Here is a 16578-nt window from a genome sequence, read left to right as displayed (position 1 = left end):
CTAAGCTGATGCAAGAGACCTTTTTGTCGAAGCCGGGTTAACAGCGCATTTCATCAGCTTTTCAAATTGACCCATCCCCACCGTTTTTCACGAATTTTCCCTTGACTCTGTAGCTGCTACAGGGTGTCAACTGCCAGGCATAAGGGAAGACGCGGCAGAAGCCATGTCCCAATCCGATCGCAATATCGCTTTATTGATTGATACGCCTATGAGTGAACCTAGCCAAACGACATGTAACGCCGCCGGCAAGGCATCCGGATGCTCGCCGTCTGCTCCTATGCCGTCCGCTGTGCCGGCCTCTGAAGGAAAGACCGTCACCTACCGTATCGCCAACATGGACTGTCCGTCGGAAGAAGGCCTGATCCGCCGAAAGCTGCACGGCATGCAAGGGATCCTGGACTTGCGTTTTAACCTGATGGGCCGCTCGCTGGACGTCATGCACGAACTGCGATCCGTACAACCGGTTACCGAAGCTCTACACAGCATCGGCATGAAAGCGGTTGTCGTAGATGAGAGCGCGCCGGCGCCGGTCGTCGCAGAGGAGGCGGCACTCAGTCCTTTGCAGAAGGCGGGACTGGGAGTGGCTGGCCTGTGCGCCGTCGCGGCGGAGGTGCTCGCGTGGCAAGGCACGGCCGAATCCTCCCCGCCTGTAATTGCTTTGTCCCTGATATCCATCCTCACGGCAGGCATTCCAACGCTGCGCAAAGGGTGGGTAGCGCTCAAGACGCTTACCCTCAACATCAATTTCTTGATGTGCCTCGCAGTCGTCGGCGCCGTCCTGATCGGCCAGTGGCCGGAAGCGGCGATGGTGATTTTCCTGTTCGCGATTGCCGAGCTGATCGAGGCCATGTCGCTAGATCGTGCCCGGGGCACGGTTCACGGCCTGTTACGCCTGGCACCGGATGAGGCCAATGTACGCGACGAGCATGGGCAGTGGCGGCTCACCGAGGCAGATCGCATCGATGTGGGCGCCATCGTGCTGGTCAAGCCGGGCGAGCGGATCGCGGTCGACGGCGAAGTCATCGAAGGCGAGTCGTCGGTGAACCAGGCCCCCATCACTGGCGAAAGCATGCCAGTGGCCAAAAAGCCCGGCGACGCTGTCTACGCCGGCACTATCAACGAGCACGGCTTGCTCGAAGTCCGCGTCACGATGCAGCGCCGCAACAGTACGCTCGCGAAAATCGTTCGCGTCATCGAGGAGACGCAGCAGAACCAAGCCCCGACGCAGCGCTTCGTCGATACTTTCGCCAAGTACTACACGCCGGCAGTCGTCGTGGCCGCGCTGCTGGTCGCCATGTTGCCGCCATTGCTGTGGCATCAGCCGGTACATGAATGGTTGTACAAGGCCCTGGTGATGCTCGTGATTGCCTGTCCGTGTGCGCTGGTGATCTCGACGCCGGTGACCGTGGTGAGCGGGCTTACGGCGGCAGCGAAGCAGGGCATCCTCATCAAGGGCGGACAGTTTCTTGAGGCCGGCTACAAGCTCAAGGCGATCGCGCTCGACAAGACCGGTACCTTGACACAAGGTCGACCAGCGGTGGTCGCCGTTGCCACGGTGTCCAACCATTCGCGCGACGAACTCTTGGAAATCGCTGCGAGTCTCGATGCCAATTCCGACCATCCGCTGGCGCGGGCCGTCGTGGCCGCGGTCAGGCCAGGTACGCAGTTGCATCGTGTGCAGGGGTTCCAATCTGTGGGCGGCCGCGGCGTGCGCGGGGTCATCGGCGGCGTCCAGTATTACCTGGGCAACCAACGCCTGATGACCGAGCATGGGGTAGATGTCGATGCCGTGCGCGAGGACCTGGCGGAACAGGAAGCTGCCGGGCGCACCGCCGTGCTGCTGGCCAGCGAAAGCGGCCTGATCGGCGTGATCGCGATCGCGGACGTCCTGCGCGGCAGTGCCATCCCCGCGATCGAGCGGCTGAAGGCGCTCGGGGTTACGCCTGTCATGCTCACTGGCGATAACCTTGCGACCGCGCAGCAGATCGGGCGCCAGGTGGGAATCGACCAGGTGCATGCTGATTTGCTGCCTGAGCAAAAGCTCGAAGCTGTCGAGGCACTGGAAGCGAAATATGGCGCGGTCGGCATGATCGGCGACGGCATCAACGACGCTCCGGCGCTTGCCCGGGCAAAGATCGGATTCGCAATGGGCGCGGCCGGAAGCGATACCGCGATCGAGACAGCCGATGTCGCGCTGATGGACGACAACCTTCAAAAGCTGCCGGCCTTTGTCAGCCTGAGCAAGCAGACGCGCCACGTCCTGGTACAGAACATCGTTCTTGCGCTTGGGATCAAAGCGGTCTTTTTTGCGCTTGCGCTGTTCGGGCTGGCTACGCTGTGGATGGCGGTTTTTGCCGATGTCGGCGCGAGTCTGCTAGTCGTATTCAACGGGCTCAGGCTGCTGCGGTTTCGCCAGGCTGCAGGCTCGTCCAAGGGGGCCTAATCAGCATGTTGCACAGGGTGACACGTGACGGCGGCACGCGGACCGGCTGGCAGGCCATTGCCAGTCCATGCTATATTCCGGCCATGGTCCGTCGCCTCGTGTACATCATTGCCGCAGTTATCGCCCTCCAGTTCAGCTGGACGACGGTGGCTGCGTATTGCATGCACGAGACAGGCCGCGCAGCGCAGCACTTCGGCCACCACCAGCACATCGAGGATGGTGACGAGTTCCCAGTCGCTGCCAAGGATGCTCCATCCGTGGTGAAAAAGTTCGCTGTGCACGCGCACTGCGCATCGTGTCACCACGCTACGGTAGCGATCGATACATGGCATGATGCGCCGCTCTATCTGCAATGGGCGAGCGCTCCTCCGGATACGGATATCGTCCCGCTGTCCTCCATCTGCACTTCTCCGCCTGAACGGCCCCAATGGAATTCCGCCGCGTAGATCCGGCGGAGCCATATTTTCCATGATTTGACAGACTGACTTTGGGCGCTTGATGCAGCCCTGGTCCTGCCATGCCGCCGCCGGATGACCTTCGTTTTCATTTTCGGAGTTATCCATGCGACCCAGTTTCATCCTGTTGGGGGCCGCGGCATTGTCCATGCCGTTGCTCGCAGCTGCTGCACAGCAAAGTGATCAGCAAACAATTTCAGTAAGCGCACGTCCCTATGCGCCGGCGCCATCGGCCACGGCGACAGTCACCACCCTGGACGAGGCAATACGCCTGGCTTTGACGTCGAATCCGACGCTGCGTTCTGCTACGCAAAGTGTCGCGATCGCGGACGCTTCCAAGTCGCAGGCCGGTCTCATCGCCAATCCCGAACTCTCCGTTCTACGCGAGGGCATGGATCGTGCTAACCGGACACAAACCGTTCAGATCAACCAGCGTCTCGAATTGGGTGGCAAACGCTCGGCGCGCGTCGATGTGGCGGAGCGGGAGCGGCAGGTGGCTCTTCAGGACGTCGCGGTTGCGCAAGCGCAGTTACGTGCCGATGTCACCTCCGCCTATTTCGATGCGCTCATCGCCCAGGAACGCCGGGAGCTCGCACGGGCATCGGTGCAGGTCGCCGAAAAGGCCACCCTCGTTGCGTCCAAGCGCGTCACCGCGGGCCGCATTTCACCCATCGAAGAATCGCGATCAAGGGTCGCAGAAGCGGGCGTGCGGCTCGAACTGGCGCAAGCGTCATCCGAGTTAAGCCTGGCCAAGCAGCGGCTTGGCGCACTCTGGGGCCGCACCGAAGCAGGGCAGCTGTCGCTGGAGCGGCCGGCTGGTGACGTCCAGGCATTGCCACCCTTGGACGCGCTACGCCAGCAGCTTGAAGCAGGACCGCAACTGCGCCGGGCCCGGGAGCAGGTCGAGCGTGAAGAGGCCCAGGTGCGGCTTGAACGCGCCCAGCGTGTGCCGGATGTCACGGTTACCGTTGGCAGCCAGCGCGATAACCAGATCGGCCATAACCAGGCCGTCCTCGGCGTATCGGTTCCACTGCCGCTATTCAACCGTAATCAGGGCAACATGCTGGCCGCCTTGCGCCGCACCGACAAAGCGCGCAGCGATCTTGATGCCGAACGCCTGCGTGTGAGCCAGGCGCTAGGCGAGGCCTATCAGCGTGCCCAGTTGGCGCAGCAGGAAATCGCCAGCATTACGGCCGACATCCTTCCAGTCGCGCAAACCACCTATGACGCCGCGGTAACAGGCTTCGAGGCCGGCAAATTCAGCTTCCTCGATGTGCTCGATGCCCAGCGAACCCTGTTCCAGACGCGCGCCCAATATTTGCGAGCGCTGTCCGATCGCTACCGCTCGGTAGCCGACCTCGGGCGCTATGTCCAGCTCAGGCCGGACCAGAGCAAGTAATTCCACAGGAATCTCAACATGAAGTTCAATATCGATAAAAAGTCCCGGAAGTCCATTCTGGGCGTCGTACTCGTCGGCATTCTGCTCGGCGCCGCCATCATTTTCTGGAAAAAAGACGGACAGACTGAAGGCGTGCAGGAAGCGCATACCGAGCAGGCCGGCGCTTCGAAAGAAGAAAAGAAAGAAGAGCACGCGGAAGCCAGTAGCGGCCTGATCGTGCTGTCCGAGCAACAGATTCGTACCGCAGGCGTCGCCACTGCCAAGGCGGCGCCTGCGACCATCGGCAACGTCGTCCAGTTGCCTGGCGAAGTACGTTTCAATGAAGACCGGACGGCACACGTGGTGCCTCGGGTGGCAGGTGTGGCCGAGTCTGTCTCTGCCGACCTCGGGCAGACCGTCAGGAAGGGCCAGGTACTGGCCGTGATCTCGAGCCCGGAGCTTGCCGATCTGCGCAGCACCGCGCTGGCGGCGCAAAAGCGCCTCGGTCTGGCGAAGGTGACGTACGAGCGCGAAAAGAAGCTGTGGGAGGACAAGATCTCGGCCGAGCAGGATTACCTGCAGGCTCAACAGGCTCTTCGCGAAGCGGAAATCGCTGCCCAGACGGCGAACTCGAAACTTACCGCGCTGGGCGCCGGTAATTCGGGTGGCCAGCTGAACCGGTATGTCCTGCGTGCGCCCTTCGACGGCGTCGTCGTCGAGAAGCACATCACGCAAGGGGAAATGGTCAAAGAGGATACCAATGTCTTCCTGCTGTCCGACCTCTCCACGGTGTGGGTCAACATTGTGGTGACGGCAAAGGATCTGGAAGCGATCCGCGTTGGCGAAATCGCCACCGTGAAATCGACCGCATCGGACTCTTCGGCAACCGGCAAGGTGAGCTACGTTGGTGCGCTGCTTGGCGAAGAAACCCGCTCGGCGAATGCGCGCGTGGTTCTGCCTAACCCCAAGCTGGCGTGGCGTCCGGGACTCTTCGTCAACGTCAACATGGCACGCGGCACGCGTGAGGTTCCCGTGGCAGTCGCCGCGGACGCCGTTCAGACGGAGAATGGCAAATCGATCGTCTACGTGCGCGTTCCCCAGGGCTTTCAGGAGAAAAACGTGAGCCTGGGCGCCAGCGACGGTAAGTTCGTCGAGATCGTTTCCGGGCTGGAGCCGGGAGCTGAGTATGCCACGACCGGCAGCTTCGTATTGAAAGCTGAGCAGGGCAAGGGCAGCGCCGAGCATGAAGACTGACAGGAGGCTGCCCCATGTTTGATCGCATTATTCGCTTCGCCATCGAGCACCGATGGCTTGTCATGCTGGGCGTGTTCGGCATGGCCGCAATCGGCGTCTACAGTTACCAGAAGCTGCCCATCGACGCAGTGCCTGATATCACCAACGTCCAGGTCCAGATCAACACCTCGGCGTCCGGTTATTCGCCGCTCGAGGTCGAGCAGCGCGTCACTTTCCCGATCGAAACCGTCATGGCCGGCTTGCCGGGCCTGGAACAGACGCGTTCGCTCTCGCGCTACGGCCTGTCCCAGGTGACCGTAATCTTCAAGGATGGCACCGACATCTATTTTGCCCGTCAGCTGGTCAACCAGCGCATCCAGGAGGCCAGGGAAAATCTTCCGCAGGGTGTTTCGCCGATGATGGGACCGATCTCGACCGGCCTGGGCGAAATCTATCTGTGGACGGTCGAGAGTGAACCGGGTGCGAAAAAGCCGGACGGCACGCCGTACACGCCGACCGACCTGCGCGAAGTCCAGGACTGGATCATCAAGCCGCAGTTGCGCCAGGTGCCCGGCGTCACCGAGATCAACTCCATCGGCGGTTTCGCCAAGGAGTATCACATCACGCCGGATCCTGCGAAGCTGAGTTCCTACGGCCTGACGCTCAAGGACGTCGTCGCGGCCATTGAGCAGAACAACGGCAACGTCGGCGCCGGCTATATCGAGCGAAGCGGAGAGCAGCTGCTGATTCGCGCGCCCGGCCAGGTGCGTACTCTCGACGACATTCGCAACACGATACTGAACAACGTTCGCGGTGTGCCGATCCGCGTGCGCGACGTCGCCGAGGTAGGCCTGGGCGCCGAGCTGCGCACTGGCGCCGCGACCGAGAACGGTAGGGAAGTCGTGCTCGGTACGGTGTTCATGCTGATCGGCGAGAACAGCCGGGTTGTCGCGCAGGCGGTTGCGAACAAGATGGTCCAGGTCAACCGCACACTGCCGACGGGCGTTCACGCGGTGCCGGTGTACGACCGGACCGTACTCGTCGACAAGGCGATCGCGACGGTGAAGAAAAACCTGCTCGAAGGTGCGGTGCTGGTTATCGTCATCCTGTTCCTTTTCCTCGGTAACTTCCGCGCGGCGCTGATTACCGCGATGGTCATCCCATTGGCGATGCTGTTCACCTTTACCGGCATGGTCACGTACAAGGTGAGTGCGAACCTGATGAGCCTTGGCGCACTGGACTTCGGCATCATCATCGATGGCGCCGTGGTCATCGTCGAGAACTGCGTGCGCCGCCTGGCCCACGCCCAGGAACACCATCGGCGCGAATTGACACTGAGTGAGCGCTTCCATGAGGTGTTCGCGGCGGCTGGCGAATCGCGCCGTCCGTTGTTGTTCGGGCAGCTGATCATCATGGTCGTCTACCTGCCGATCTTTGCCCTGTCCGGCGTGGAAGGCAAGATGTTCCACCCGATGGCTTTCGCCGTCGTGGCGGCGCTGCTCGGCGCGATGATCCTGTCGATTACCTTCGTTCCTGCCGCGGTCGCGCTCTTCATCGGCAAACGCGTTGCCGAGAAGGAGAACCGGCTGATGGGTTGGGCGCGCCAAGGCTATGCGCCAATGCTCGAGAGAGTGCTGGGCAACGGCGCCCTGGTCGTCACGAGCGCAATCGTGCTTGTCGTGCTGTCGGGTTTGCTGGCGGTGCGTCTGGGCAGCGAGTTCGTGCCTAGCCTGAACGAAGGCGATATCGCACTGCAGTCGCTGCGCATCCCTGCGACCAGCCTCACGCAGTCGCTGGACATGCAGAAGCGCCTCGAGGCTGGGCTGAAAGCCAAGTTCCCGGAGATCGACCGGGTCTTTGCGCGAACAGGTACGGCGGAGATCGCATCGGACCCGATGCCTCAGAATATTTCGGACGGCTACGTCATGCTTAAGCCCGAAGACAAGTGGCCGGCGCCGAAGAAGAGCCGCAACGAGCTGATTGCCGCAATCAAGGAAGAGGCCGAGAAGTATCCAGGCAATGGCTATGAGTTCTCGCAGCCGATCCAGCTCCGCTTCAATGAGCTGATCTCGGGCGTGCGCAGCGACGTGGCTGTCAAGGTGTTCGGCGACGACATGGACGTACTCGCCGACACGGGTCAGCGGATCGCCGAGGTGCTCGGACGCGTGCCGGGTGCAACCGAAGTCAAGGTCGAGCAGACCGGAGGCCTGCCGATGCTGACGGTCCAGATCGATCGCGAGAAGACGGCCAGGTACGGCCTGAACATCAACGATGTCCAGGAAACGCTCACCATTGCCACCGGTGGCCGTGAAGCGGGAACCGTATTCGAGGGCGACCGCCGCTTCGACATTACGGTGCGCCTGCCGGAAACGCTGCGCGCCGACCTCGATGCGCTCAAGCGGCTGCCGATCTCGCGTCCGTCAAGTTCACCCGACGGAACAGCTTCCTTCATCCCGCTGGGCGAGGTTGCCACGCTGTCGTTTGCCCCGGGACCGAACCAGATCAGCCGCGAAAACGGCAAGCGCCGGGTGGTGGTCAGCGCGAACGTGCAGGGCCGCGACATTGGCAGCTTTGTGCCGGAGGCAGAGGCCGCGATTCAAAAGAGCGTGAAGATCCCGTCCGGCTACTGGACGACCTGGGGCGGTACGTTCGAGCAGTTGCAGTCGGCCACGCAACGCCTTCAGGTTGTGGTGCCCCTGGCGCTGTTCCTGGTCTTCACGCTTCTCTTCGTTATGTTTAATAACGTCAAGGATGGGTTGCTGGTATTTACGGGCATTCCGTTCGCGCTGACCGGCGGTGTGCTTGCTTTGACGCTACGTGGCATCCCGATGTCTATCTCGGCAGCGGTTGGATTTATCGCGCTGTCCGGAGTCGCAGTGCTCAACGGCCTGGTGATGATCTCCTTCATCCGGTCGCTGCGAGAGGGCGGCATGCCACTTGAGGAGGCGATTCGCCATGGCGCCCTGACCAGGCTCAGGCCTGTATTGATGACGGCCTTGGTCGCTTCACTGGGGTTCGTGCCGATGGCTCTGGCCACCGGTACCGGTGCCGAGGTGCAGCGTCCTCTGGCTACAGTCGTTATCGGCGGCATTCTGTCGTCGACCGCGCTGACGCTTCTGGTGCTGCCACTCTTGTACCGGCTGACGCACCGAAGTGATGACGTGGCGGACATCAAGGCGGAGCCGGTTCGGGTACCGGTGTAAGGGCATATAGAGTGTGCGTCGCTGGCTCTTTGCTTGCGGCGCACAACCAAGCTTCCTGAAACTCAGCTGAACCTGTAGAGGAAACACAGTATGGATCCGCACGCGGATTTTCATGGCCTGACGATTCTTATTGCGATTGCAGTTTCATTGTGCGGTGTGCTGGCATTGCTGATTTTCTTTCTTTGGATTGAACGCCGCAACAAGCGCGGCTCCAGAACCGGCGGCAGCCGCGGAAAAGTAGTGCGGCCAGTACGCAAGAAAAGGCGAAAGTAACAGACGTAGGTTCAATACAAGGAAACGCGGCCTGCGCAGGTCACTTGGCAATAAATTCCCAGGTGACGCCGCGGTCTTCGCTTCGGATCAATATACCGTTGATGGCCCCGTACAGCCGGCCGGACGGTGTGCTGGCGAGCGCGGTAATCGGTGCAACTGGTGACCGCATCCGGATCCAATGGTCGCCGCCATCCTGGCTAATGAAAAATCCTTCGCGCGCGGCGGCGTACACACGTTCCCGCCAGCCAGTATCGCTGGCCACAAGGTGGAAGTTCAGTTCGACTTTGCCGGCCTTGTGCCATCCACAAAAACAATCCATCGCGCGACGCACTCCCTTGCGTGTCGCCGCAAACATCCATCCGGTCCCGGTTCCGCCTGGCGTTCTCGAGTGTGCAAGTTGTGCGACCGATTCGCCGGGGCCGTGATCAACCAGGTTCCAGCTTGCGCCGGCATCCCGGCTAGTGAAAATGCCTTTCCCAACAACGTAGGCATATACGGTTCGGGCTTGGGTAGAGTGCGCGGCCAAGGTCGCAACGTCGCCGTTGGACAGCCCTTGATTGCGCGCCAGCCAAGTGCGTCCGCCATCGTGGCTGTGGAACACACCCGAACCCACGACTGCGGCATAGATCGTTTTGGCGCGGCCCGCCGAAATCGTGAGTGAGACGATATTACCTTGCGCCGTAGCTGGCAGAGCCACAGGCTTCTATGTGCGCCCCTCGTCCGGGCTAAAAGCAAGAGATCTGGACGTTGCCTTCCAAAGCCCACCGCTAGCATCATCGAACGCGAGGGCAATAATCGGTGGCGCAGAGGGTGGAGGCGCCGACCTTGCCGCGCCCGGTAGCGCTGCCAGTCCAATCGCAACTGTTATGTTGCCAAGCGCCCATACAGCTTGAGCGCGTTTTCGCAGTAGTCTCATTGCCTTTCCCGCGTTTAGCCAGGCTAGACGTCATTGCCCCCGAAATTATCGTCATGAAGAATGCACATTAACGTAAACGTCCAACTTCAAGCGCGGTAGTTAGAGACATCCCTGCCGCCTGGAAAGAGGTAATGCATCGACCAAATTCATGAGTACGATTGGGTGCGCTTCTGCACGGACCGGGCAACAGCTGGACGCCATACTTCTAGCATCGACAAAAGGTGACGATATGAAAACTGCCGAGCGAGTACGACTGGAGCTGCCTTTGGTACTCCCAGAGATAGACGATCCGAACGACCCATGCATTGATCGGCTGATCGGTCTGCTTGAGGGGCGCCCGGGTGTCGAGCACGTCCATATGAAAACGCTTGAGAATGCGCGACCTGTTCTCTGCCTGCATTACGATCCCGCAGTGATCAACGTGTCGAGATTACGCGAACTGGTGAGCGCGATCGGAGCGCGCTTGACGGAACAGTTTGCGCATTACATCGGTCGCACACCAGTGCCGCTGCATGCCCGGAGCGCCAGGCTATTCGCTGATCGGTTGCGCCGGATATCAGGTGTGTTGGAAGCGGAAGTATCTCCGTCTGGGGCTGTTCGTATCGAGTACGAGCGCTCTGCGATCACGCAGAAGGCGTTGGAAGAACGGATACGGTCGCTCGGCGCGGCGCTGGCCAGCGACGCTGCACCTACCGAAAAAATCACTCAATCGAATAGCACTACCGAACTGCCCACGCATGGTGGCCATCGACACGAGCATGGCGACCATGCCGGCCACGATCATGAGCATGACGAAAAAGAAGGGAAGGGACATGCTCATGGCGATCAGGATGGACACGCGGGACATGCGCATTCACACGGCGGGATATTTGGCGAACATACCGAATTAATTTTTGCTGTCCTTGCCGGCGTCTTCGTCCTGGCGGGCTGGCTGGTCGAGCGGAGCGGATCCGCTCCGGATTGGGTATCGCTGGCGCTGTATGTCGGGGCCTACCTCTGCGGAGGCTTTTTTACCGCGAAAGAAGCCATCGAGAACATCCGTGAGCGCCGTTTTGAAATCGATACGCTGATGCTGGTAGCGGCAGTCGGCGCGGCGGCCTTGGGTAAATGGGCCGAAGGTGGCCTACTGCTCTTCCTGTTCAGCCTCGGCCACTCGCTGGAACACTTCGCCATGGGGCGTGCGCGCCGCGCAATCGAAGCCTTGGCGGAACTCGCACCCGAGAAAGCTCTGGTCAAGCGTGGCGAAGGCACTGAGGAGGTTCCGGTCGAAACGCTCAAGCCCGGTGACGTCGTGCTGGTAAAGCCAAACGAACGGCTGCCGGCGGATGGCGTCGTGGTGAAGGGTACGTCCAGCGTGAATCAGGCGCCGGTAACCGGTGAAAGCGTTCCGGTCGATAAAGTCGCCGTAAAGGATGGGCAGGCGGCGATCGCTGCGTTCGACCGCGTGGACGCAAGCAACAGGGTGTTTGCCGGTACCATCAATGGGGCCGGCGCGATCGAAGTGATGGTGGCGCGACTGGCGTCGCAATCGACCATGGCGCGGGTCGTCCAGATGGTTGCCGAAGCCGAAGCCCAGCGCTCGCCCACCCAGCAGTTTACCGACAAGTTCGAACGCATTTTCGTCCCCGTCGTCCTGACGCTGGTAGCGCTGCTGATGCTCGCATTCCTCGTCGTCGACGAATCATTTTCGGACAGTTTTTATCGGGCGATGGCGGTGCTGGTGGCGGCCAGTCCGTGTGCCCTTGCTATCTCGGTGCCGAGTGCCGTCCTGTCCGGCGTCGCGAGAGCAGGGCGCAGCGGTGTCCTGGTAAAGGGTGGCGGTCCCCTGGAAAATCTCGGCAGTCTTAGTTCGATCGCCTTCGACAAGACCGGGACCCTCACCGAGGGACGTCCCAAGCTCACCGATGTGACGACGGCTGGTGGGGCGAGCGAAGCCGAGTTGCTATCCGTGGTCGTGGCCGTCGAATCGCATAGTGACCACCCACTGGCCACGGCACTGGTGGAAGGCGGACAGCAACGGCTGCAGGCTGGCGGCCAGGTTGTACAAGCCGACGACGTCCGCAGTATCACCGGCCGGGGTGTCGAGGCGGTGGTCGATGGCGAGAAGACGTACATCGCCAAGCCGGTGTTTTTCAGCGAAATGGATGGCATGAAATTGCCAACTGAGCTAGTCGACGCCAACGACAGCCTGGTCAAGTCAGGCCGGACCACGATGGTTGTGCTAAAAGGGGACCGATTCCTCGGTGTGATTGGCGTAATGGATACGCCGCGCCCGGCCGCGACCGCTGTGATGGCCCAGCTACGTGAGCTGGGAATCGAACGCCTGGTGATGATCTCCGGTGACAACCAGCAGGTCGCCGACGCCGTCGCACGCACGGTTGGCCTGACCGAGGCCAAAGGCGACCTGATGCCGGAGCAAAAGGTCGAGACCATCAAGGCCTTGCGTGAGCGCCACGGCAAGGTCGCGATGGTTGGCGATGGCGTCAACGACGCCCCGGCAATGGCCAACGCAACAGTCGGCATCGCCATGGGCGCCGCCGGTTCGGACGTCGCGCTCGAGGCGGCCGACGTCGCACTCATGGGCGATGACCTCAGCCAGTTGCCGTTCGCTGTCGGGCTATCGAGGCGTACAAGAAGGGTGATCAAACAGAACCTTTGGGTGAGCCTTGGCGTAGTCGCGGTATTGATCCCCGCGACGATTTTCGGCCTTAACATCGGCACCGCGGTTCTCTTTCACGAGGGGTCGACCTTGCTCGTCGTAATCAATGCGCTGCGCCTGCTGGCCTATCCGGGAACGCCTAAAACAAGCGATGGGCCGGAACCCGCGGCACACGCCGAGCGAAATGCCGACACCTTTCCTGGCACGAAGTCGTCGGAATCTCCTAAGGTTTCGTCATGACTGGGCTGCTACTGAAGGTGTTGACGTATGCAGCGTTTCCGGCTGTCGCCATCGTGGTCGGCTCCGTCATCGCGGCCATACGCGAGCCCAGCGCAGGCTTGCGCAGTAGTGTGCAGCATTTTGCAGCCGGCACGGTGTTCAGTGTTCTCGCGGTCGAACTGCTTCCCGACCTGATGCATCGCCGGATGCCGTGGCCAACCTTGATTGGCTTCTCGCTCGGCGTGGCATTGATGCTGACGCTGAAATGGATTGGCGACCGCGCGGAAAAGGCGGAAGGCGAGCGCAGTACGCGCGGCCTGGTCACGGCCATGGGTGTGGACGTCGGTTTGGATGGCACACTGATTGGCTTATCCTTTGCGGCAGGAGAAAAACAGGGGTTGCTGCTGACGGTGGGGCTGGTACTCGAGCTGCTTTTCTTGGGTGTCTCCTGTGCGACCTCGCTTCGCAGCGCGGGAAGAGCCAGGTCCATGATCATACGAACGACCGCAATGCTCGTTGTGGCACTACTGATCGGTGCTGCAGCCGGCGCAATTCTATTAAGTTCCGTCACGCCGGTCTATGTAGACGCCATGCTCGCTTTTGGCGTGGCCGCATTGCTGTATTTGGTGACTGAAGAACTGTTGGTCGAGGCTCACGAGGAAATCGAGACACCGGTGCAGACTGCAATGTTTTTTCTGGGCTTCATCCTACTGTTTATCATCGACATGCTGATTTGACGGTACCCGAAACGTCTATCGAACACCGAAGGAGAAGGAATGATCGACTACATCAAGGGCAATCTCGTCGAGGCACGCGATGCGCTGGACCGCCTCATCAATAACACTACGCAACTAGGCAATATCGAGGCCAGCGCCAGCCTTCTGATCGAAGCGTTGGAGCATGGACGCCGCGTGATTTCGTGTGGAAATGGCGGCTCGATGTGTGACGCCATGCACTTGGCGGAAGAGTTATCCGGGCGATTCCGTGATGACCGTCCTGCAATGGCGGCAGTCGCGATCAGTGATCCGAGCTATATCAGTTGCGTTGCCAACGACTACGGCTATGAGCAGGTTTTCGCCCGTTTCGTCCAGGGTAACGGTAGCGCGGGAGATATTCTTTTTGCCATCAGTACGAGCGGCAACAGCCCTTCAGTGGTCCTTGCGGCCCAGGCGGCGAGAGCCAAGGGGATGAAGGTGATTGGTTTGACTGGACGCACTCAGTCGCAATTGGAACACCATGCCGACATCTGCATATGCACCAGTGCGGGCCAATACGCCGACCGTGTACAAGAGCTCCATATTAAGGTCATCCACATTCTGATCGAGCTTGTAGAACGTGCGTTGCAACCTAAAAATTATGAGAGTGGATCGCCACGAATTCAGTAGAAACTCCTGAGTCAATGCTTATCAAAAGACGCAGCTACGTAGTTCGAGCATGTATGTAAGGTGATGAATCTGGTAGACGAAAGATAATTTATGATCTGGAATATCGGCCTGTTGTTCATTGCCGCAGCTATGGTGGAAATCGTTGGCTGTTTCGGCCATATTTACGGCTCCGCAAGAATGGCCCGATCTAGCTATTTTTCGCGGCCGCGGCAAGCCCGGCAGTCTTCGTATGGCTGCTGACTTTGCAGCTTCACAGGCGCCGCCGATGGGCTGGACATGCCCTAAGGCGGCCATCTCGCGCGACGTCGGCGAGCTCGATTAGTAGCTCGCCGTATACCTGTGGCGCCGCACAGCGTGAAAGGTGAACGTGCTTGTCACTTTCGGGATCATGCACCTGGTGCCGGTGTGGCCGGCTTTCCTAGCGCGGCATCCTCGCTTGTCGCCGACATAATCCTATCCGACCGGATGAATCCGCGGCTGATGGTGATTCTGGTGCAAGCCCCGCTCGTACTCGCACCAACTCGGAACTGCAGGAAAGTACTGCAATTCAGCAATACCGAAGCTCAAAAAGCCGTACGTTAGCCACAGCAGGGGCGCTCCAGTTGAATCGGCGGACACTTCACCGTGCCGTATGAGCAAAAGACGCAACAGTCACCAGCCTTTGGCCGCAGAACGACGGCACAGTCTTCGCACTCGTAGTAGAACTGGCATGCATCAGTCGGCATGGTTTCTCGTTTGCTGTGCCCGCAGTGCGGACAGGTCAGCGTCGACTCTAAAATTGCCTCGCTCATTGCATCACTTCCTGACAGTCGAAGGGAATCCCGCGTCAGCCGTCGCTTTGGTCAGCATAGAGACGTTGGCTTTGTCCGTATCCATGTGCACGGTAGCCGTCTTGTGCTCGAAATCGATTTTCACCTCGCTCACGCCAGGAACTTGTTCAAGCGCTTTCTTGACCGTGATGGGGCAGCCGGCACAGGTCATGTTTTGCACGTTAAGGGTAAGCATTTCGGAGGTGCCGGCGAAAGCCGCTCCGCTCAGCAACACGGACACGACGAATGTAGAAATACGCATCGGGAAATCCTTTTAATAGAACAGTGGGGCGTACAGGGGAAAGGTCAGCAGTAGTACTATGGGGGAGGCAACGAGCCAGAGCATGATGCGCTGGTTCCTGAGGACACGGTCAGCGGCGCAGGCGTCGCCAGGTGCGCAAGCGCGCCGACGCAGGTACAAGTTGTAGAAGGCAGCTCCTAAAAAAACTACTGTCAGCGCGGTGAGGTAGGGGCTATAGGGCTCGAACGCTATCAGGCTAGATGCCCAGCCGCCGCCGATGCCGAGCAGCAGGAAGATGAGCGGACCGGCGCAACATGCCGAGGCGCCAAGTGCCGCCAACACTCCTGCGGCCAACGATCCCTTCGTTCCAATTGCCATGCTCGCTCCAAACAGGTTTTACTCAAAAAACAGGATAAACTCCGTACACATATACGGAGTCAAGTGCATGACAGAGAAAATGACGATCAGCCGATTGGCAGGCGCCGCCGGTGTGAATGTGGAGACGGTCCGGTTCTATCAGCGAAGTGGACTGATCGATGAGCCGGCGCGGCCGTACAGCGGCTACCGCACCTATGGCAGCGAGGATGTACGCCGGATTCGATTCATCAAACGGGCACAGCTCCTTGGCTTTACGCTCGATGAAATCGCGAGCCTGCTCAAGCTGGAAGGCTCGCAGGCCTGTGCCAGTACCCGCGACCTGGCAGCAAAGAAGCTCGCTATGGTAGAAGCTAAATTAAGTGATCTACTTGCAATGAAAACAGCACTCGCAACGATGGTATCCCGCTGTGACAGTGAGCATCCCGGTGCAAGTTGCCCAATAATCCAGGCACTGATCGATGACTGATTTCTGCTGAAATCAGTTGGAAGCCGACCACGGTGCTGCGGCGAGGCTTACGCGTCTTTGCCGAGGCTCGACATTTGCTGAAAGGACACTGCGAGCTTGCTTAGTACAGGGCATGCAAGGCTGAAGAGTCCAGATAAACGAAAGGAAATATCAATGATTTGGAAGACCGGCCTGTTATTCATTGCCACAGCAATTGCAGAAATCGTCGGCTGTTTTCTGCCATATCTATGGTTACGTAAGAACGGCTCGATCTGGCTACTGGCCCCGGCTGCAGCAAGCCTAGCGCTCTTCGTATGGCTGCTTACTTTGCACCCGGCAGCCAGCGGTCGCGTATATGCGGCATATGGCGGCGTCTACGTTGCGACCGCACTGGTATGGCTACGCGTGGTCGACGGCGTGAAGCTGTCGACTATGGACTGGGCCGGCGCAGCGATCGCCTTGTGCGGCATGGCGATTATCGTCTCCGGCTGGTCAAGAGGGTGATGCTTCGCCGCCGGTAAGAGCTCTGCCGGCGCCAAGC

General features: G+C 60.1%; 15 protein-coding genes. 10 read left to right on the top strand and 5 right to left on the bottom strand.

Annotation, left to right across the window (positions count from 1 at the left end; translation table 11 throughout):
- Positions 1–163: 163 nt before the first annotated feature.
- Positions 164–2443, top strand: coding sequence for a heavy metal translocating P-type ATPase (locus BVG12_RS08065; protein WP_229503838.1), 2280 nt, complete (start codon positions 164–166; stop codon positions 2441–2443).
- On the opposite strand, the gene BVG12_RS33910 is transcribed toward BVG12_RS08065, so the two are convergent.
- Positions 2440–3006, bottom strand: coding sequence for a hypothetical protein (locus BVG12_RS33910; RefSeq protein ID WP_156328170.1), 567 nt, complete (start codon positions 3004–3006; stop codon positions 2440–2442). The genes BVG12_RS08065 and BVG12_RS33910 overlap by 4 nt on opposite strands.
- On the opposite strand from BVG12_RS33910, the gene BVG12_RS08055 reads away from it, so the two are divergent.
- The 4 genes from BVG12_RS08055 to BVG12_RS33905 all read left to right on the top strand — a co-directional run bounded on the left by BVG12_RS08055 (position 3005) and on the right by BVG12_RS33905 (position 8985).
- A complete protein-coding gene (locus BVG12_RS08055; protein WP_052233732.1) occupies positions 3005–4297 on the top strand; it encodes a TolC family protein in 1293 nt (430 codons plus the stop codon). The genes BVG12_RS33910 and BVG12_RS08055 overlap by 2 nt on opposite strands.
- Positions 4298–4315: 18 nt before the next feature.
- Positions 4316–5530, top strand: coding sequence for an efflux RND transporter periplasmic adaptor subunit (locus tag BVG12_RS08050; protein WP_052233733.1), 1215 nt, complete (start codon positions 4316–4318; stop codon positions 5528–5530).
- 14 nt (positions 5531–5544) lie between these two features.
- Complete coding sequence (locus BVG12_RS08045) at positions 5545–8712, top strand: CusA/CzcA family heavy metal efflux RND transporter (RefSeq protein ID WP_052233734.1); 3168 nt, start codon at positions 5545–5547, stop codon at positions 8710–8712.
- Positions 8713–8802: 90 nt separating this feature from the next.
- Complete coding sequence (locus BVG12_RS33905) at positions 8803–8985, top strand: hypothetical protein (protein WP_156328171.1); 183 nt, start codon at positions 8803–8805, stop codon at positions 8983–8985.
- 40 nt (positions 8986–9025) lie between these two features.
- Here BVG12_RS33905 and BVG12_RS33900 read toward each other — a convergent pair whose 3' ends face one another.
- Positions 9026–9682 carry a WD40/YVTN/BNR-like repeat-containing protein gene (locus BVG12_RS33900; RefSeq protein WP_156895578.1) on the bottom strand — a complete coding sequence of 219 codons (657 nt, stop codon included), beginning with the start codon at positions 9680–9682 and terminating at the stop codon, positions 9026–9028.
- Between the two features lie 448 nt (positions 9683–10130).
- On the opposite strand from BVG12_RS33900, the gene BVG12_RS08035 reads away from it, so the two are divergent.
- From BVG12_RS08035 to BVG12_RS08025, 3 genes are read left to right on the top strand one after another with little or no spacing between them, the layout of a single operon-like run.
- Positions 10131–12800 carry a heavy metal translocating P-type ATPase gene (locus BVG12_RS08035; RefSeq protein WP_082439867.1) on the top strand — a complete coding sequence of 890 codons (2670 nt, stop codon included), beginning with the start codon at positions 10131–10133 and terminating at the stop codon, positions 12798–12800.
- Complete coding sequence (locus BVG12_RS08030) at positions 12797–13516, top strand: ZIP family metal transporter (protein ID WP_052233735.1); 720 nt, start codon at positions 12797–12799, stop codon at positions 13514–13516. The genes BVG12_RS08035 and BVG12_RS08030 overlap by 4 nt, the downstream gene beginning before the upstream one ends.
- Positions 13517–13555: 39 nt before the next feature.
- Complete coding sequence (locus BVG12_RS08025) at positions 13556–14164, top strand: SIS domain-containing protein (protein WP_052233736.1); 609 nt, start codon at positions 13556–13558, stop codon at positions 14162–14164.
- Positions 14165–14742: 578 nt separating this feature from the next.
- Here the strand turns inward: BVG12_RS08025 and BVG12_RS35005 are convergent.
- The 3 genes from BVG12_RS35005 to BVG12_RS08010 are packed head-to-tail and all read right to left on the bottom strand — an operon-like array spanning position 14743 to position 15592.
- Entirely contained in the window at positions 14743–14955 is a 213-nt protein-coding gene (locus BVG12_RS35005; protein ID WP_075791959.1) for a GDCCVxC domain-containing (seleno)protein, read from the bottom strand.
- 4 nt (positions 14956–14959) lie between these two features.
- Positions 14960–15235 (bottom strand): mercury resistance system periplasmic binding protein MerP, encoded by a 276-nt coding sequence (merP, locus tag BVG12_RS08015; protein ID WP_052233737.1) that lies wholly within the window; start codon positions 15233–15235, stop codon positions 14960–14962.
- A gap of 12 nt (positions 15236–15247) precedes the next feature.
- A complete protein-coding gene (locus BVG12_RS08010) occupies positions 15248–15592 on the bottom strand; it encodes a mercuric transporter MerT family protein (protein ID WP_052233738.1) in 345 nt (114 codons plus the stop codon).
- 67 nt (positions 15593–15659) lie between these two features.
- On the opposite strand from BVG12_RS08010, the gene merR reads away from it, so the two are divergent.
- Both merR and BVG12_RS08000 read left to right on the top strand, forming a co-directional pair.
- The gene (merR, locus tag BVG12_RS08005; protein ID WP_052233739.1) at positions 15660–16058 is read left to right on the top strand and encodes a mercury resistance transcriptional regulator MerR; all 399 of its coding nucleotides are present in this window, start codon (positions 15660–15662) and stop codon (positions 16056–16058) included.
- Positions 16059–16211: 153 nt separating this feature from the next.
- Positions 16212–16541 carry a YnfA family protein gene (locus tag BVG12_RS08000; RefSeq protein WP_370662830.1) on the top strand — a complete coding sequence of 110 codons (330 nt, stop codon included), beginning with the start codon at positions 16212–16214 and terminating at the stop codon, positions 16539–16541.
- Positions 16542–16578 lie beyond the last annotated feature (37 nt).

This window comes from Massilia putida, from assembly GCF_001941825.1.
In the GTDB taxonomy this organism is placed as follows: Bacteria; Pseudomonadota; Gammaproteobacteria; order Burkholderiales; family Burkholderiaceae_D; genus Telluria; species Telluria putida.
Note: the sequence above shows the minus strand (reverse complement) of the source record. Positions and strands in the feature narration are given on the sequence as shown.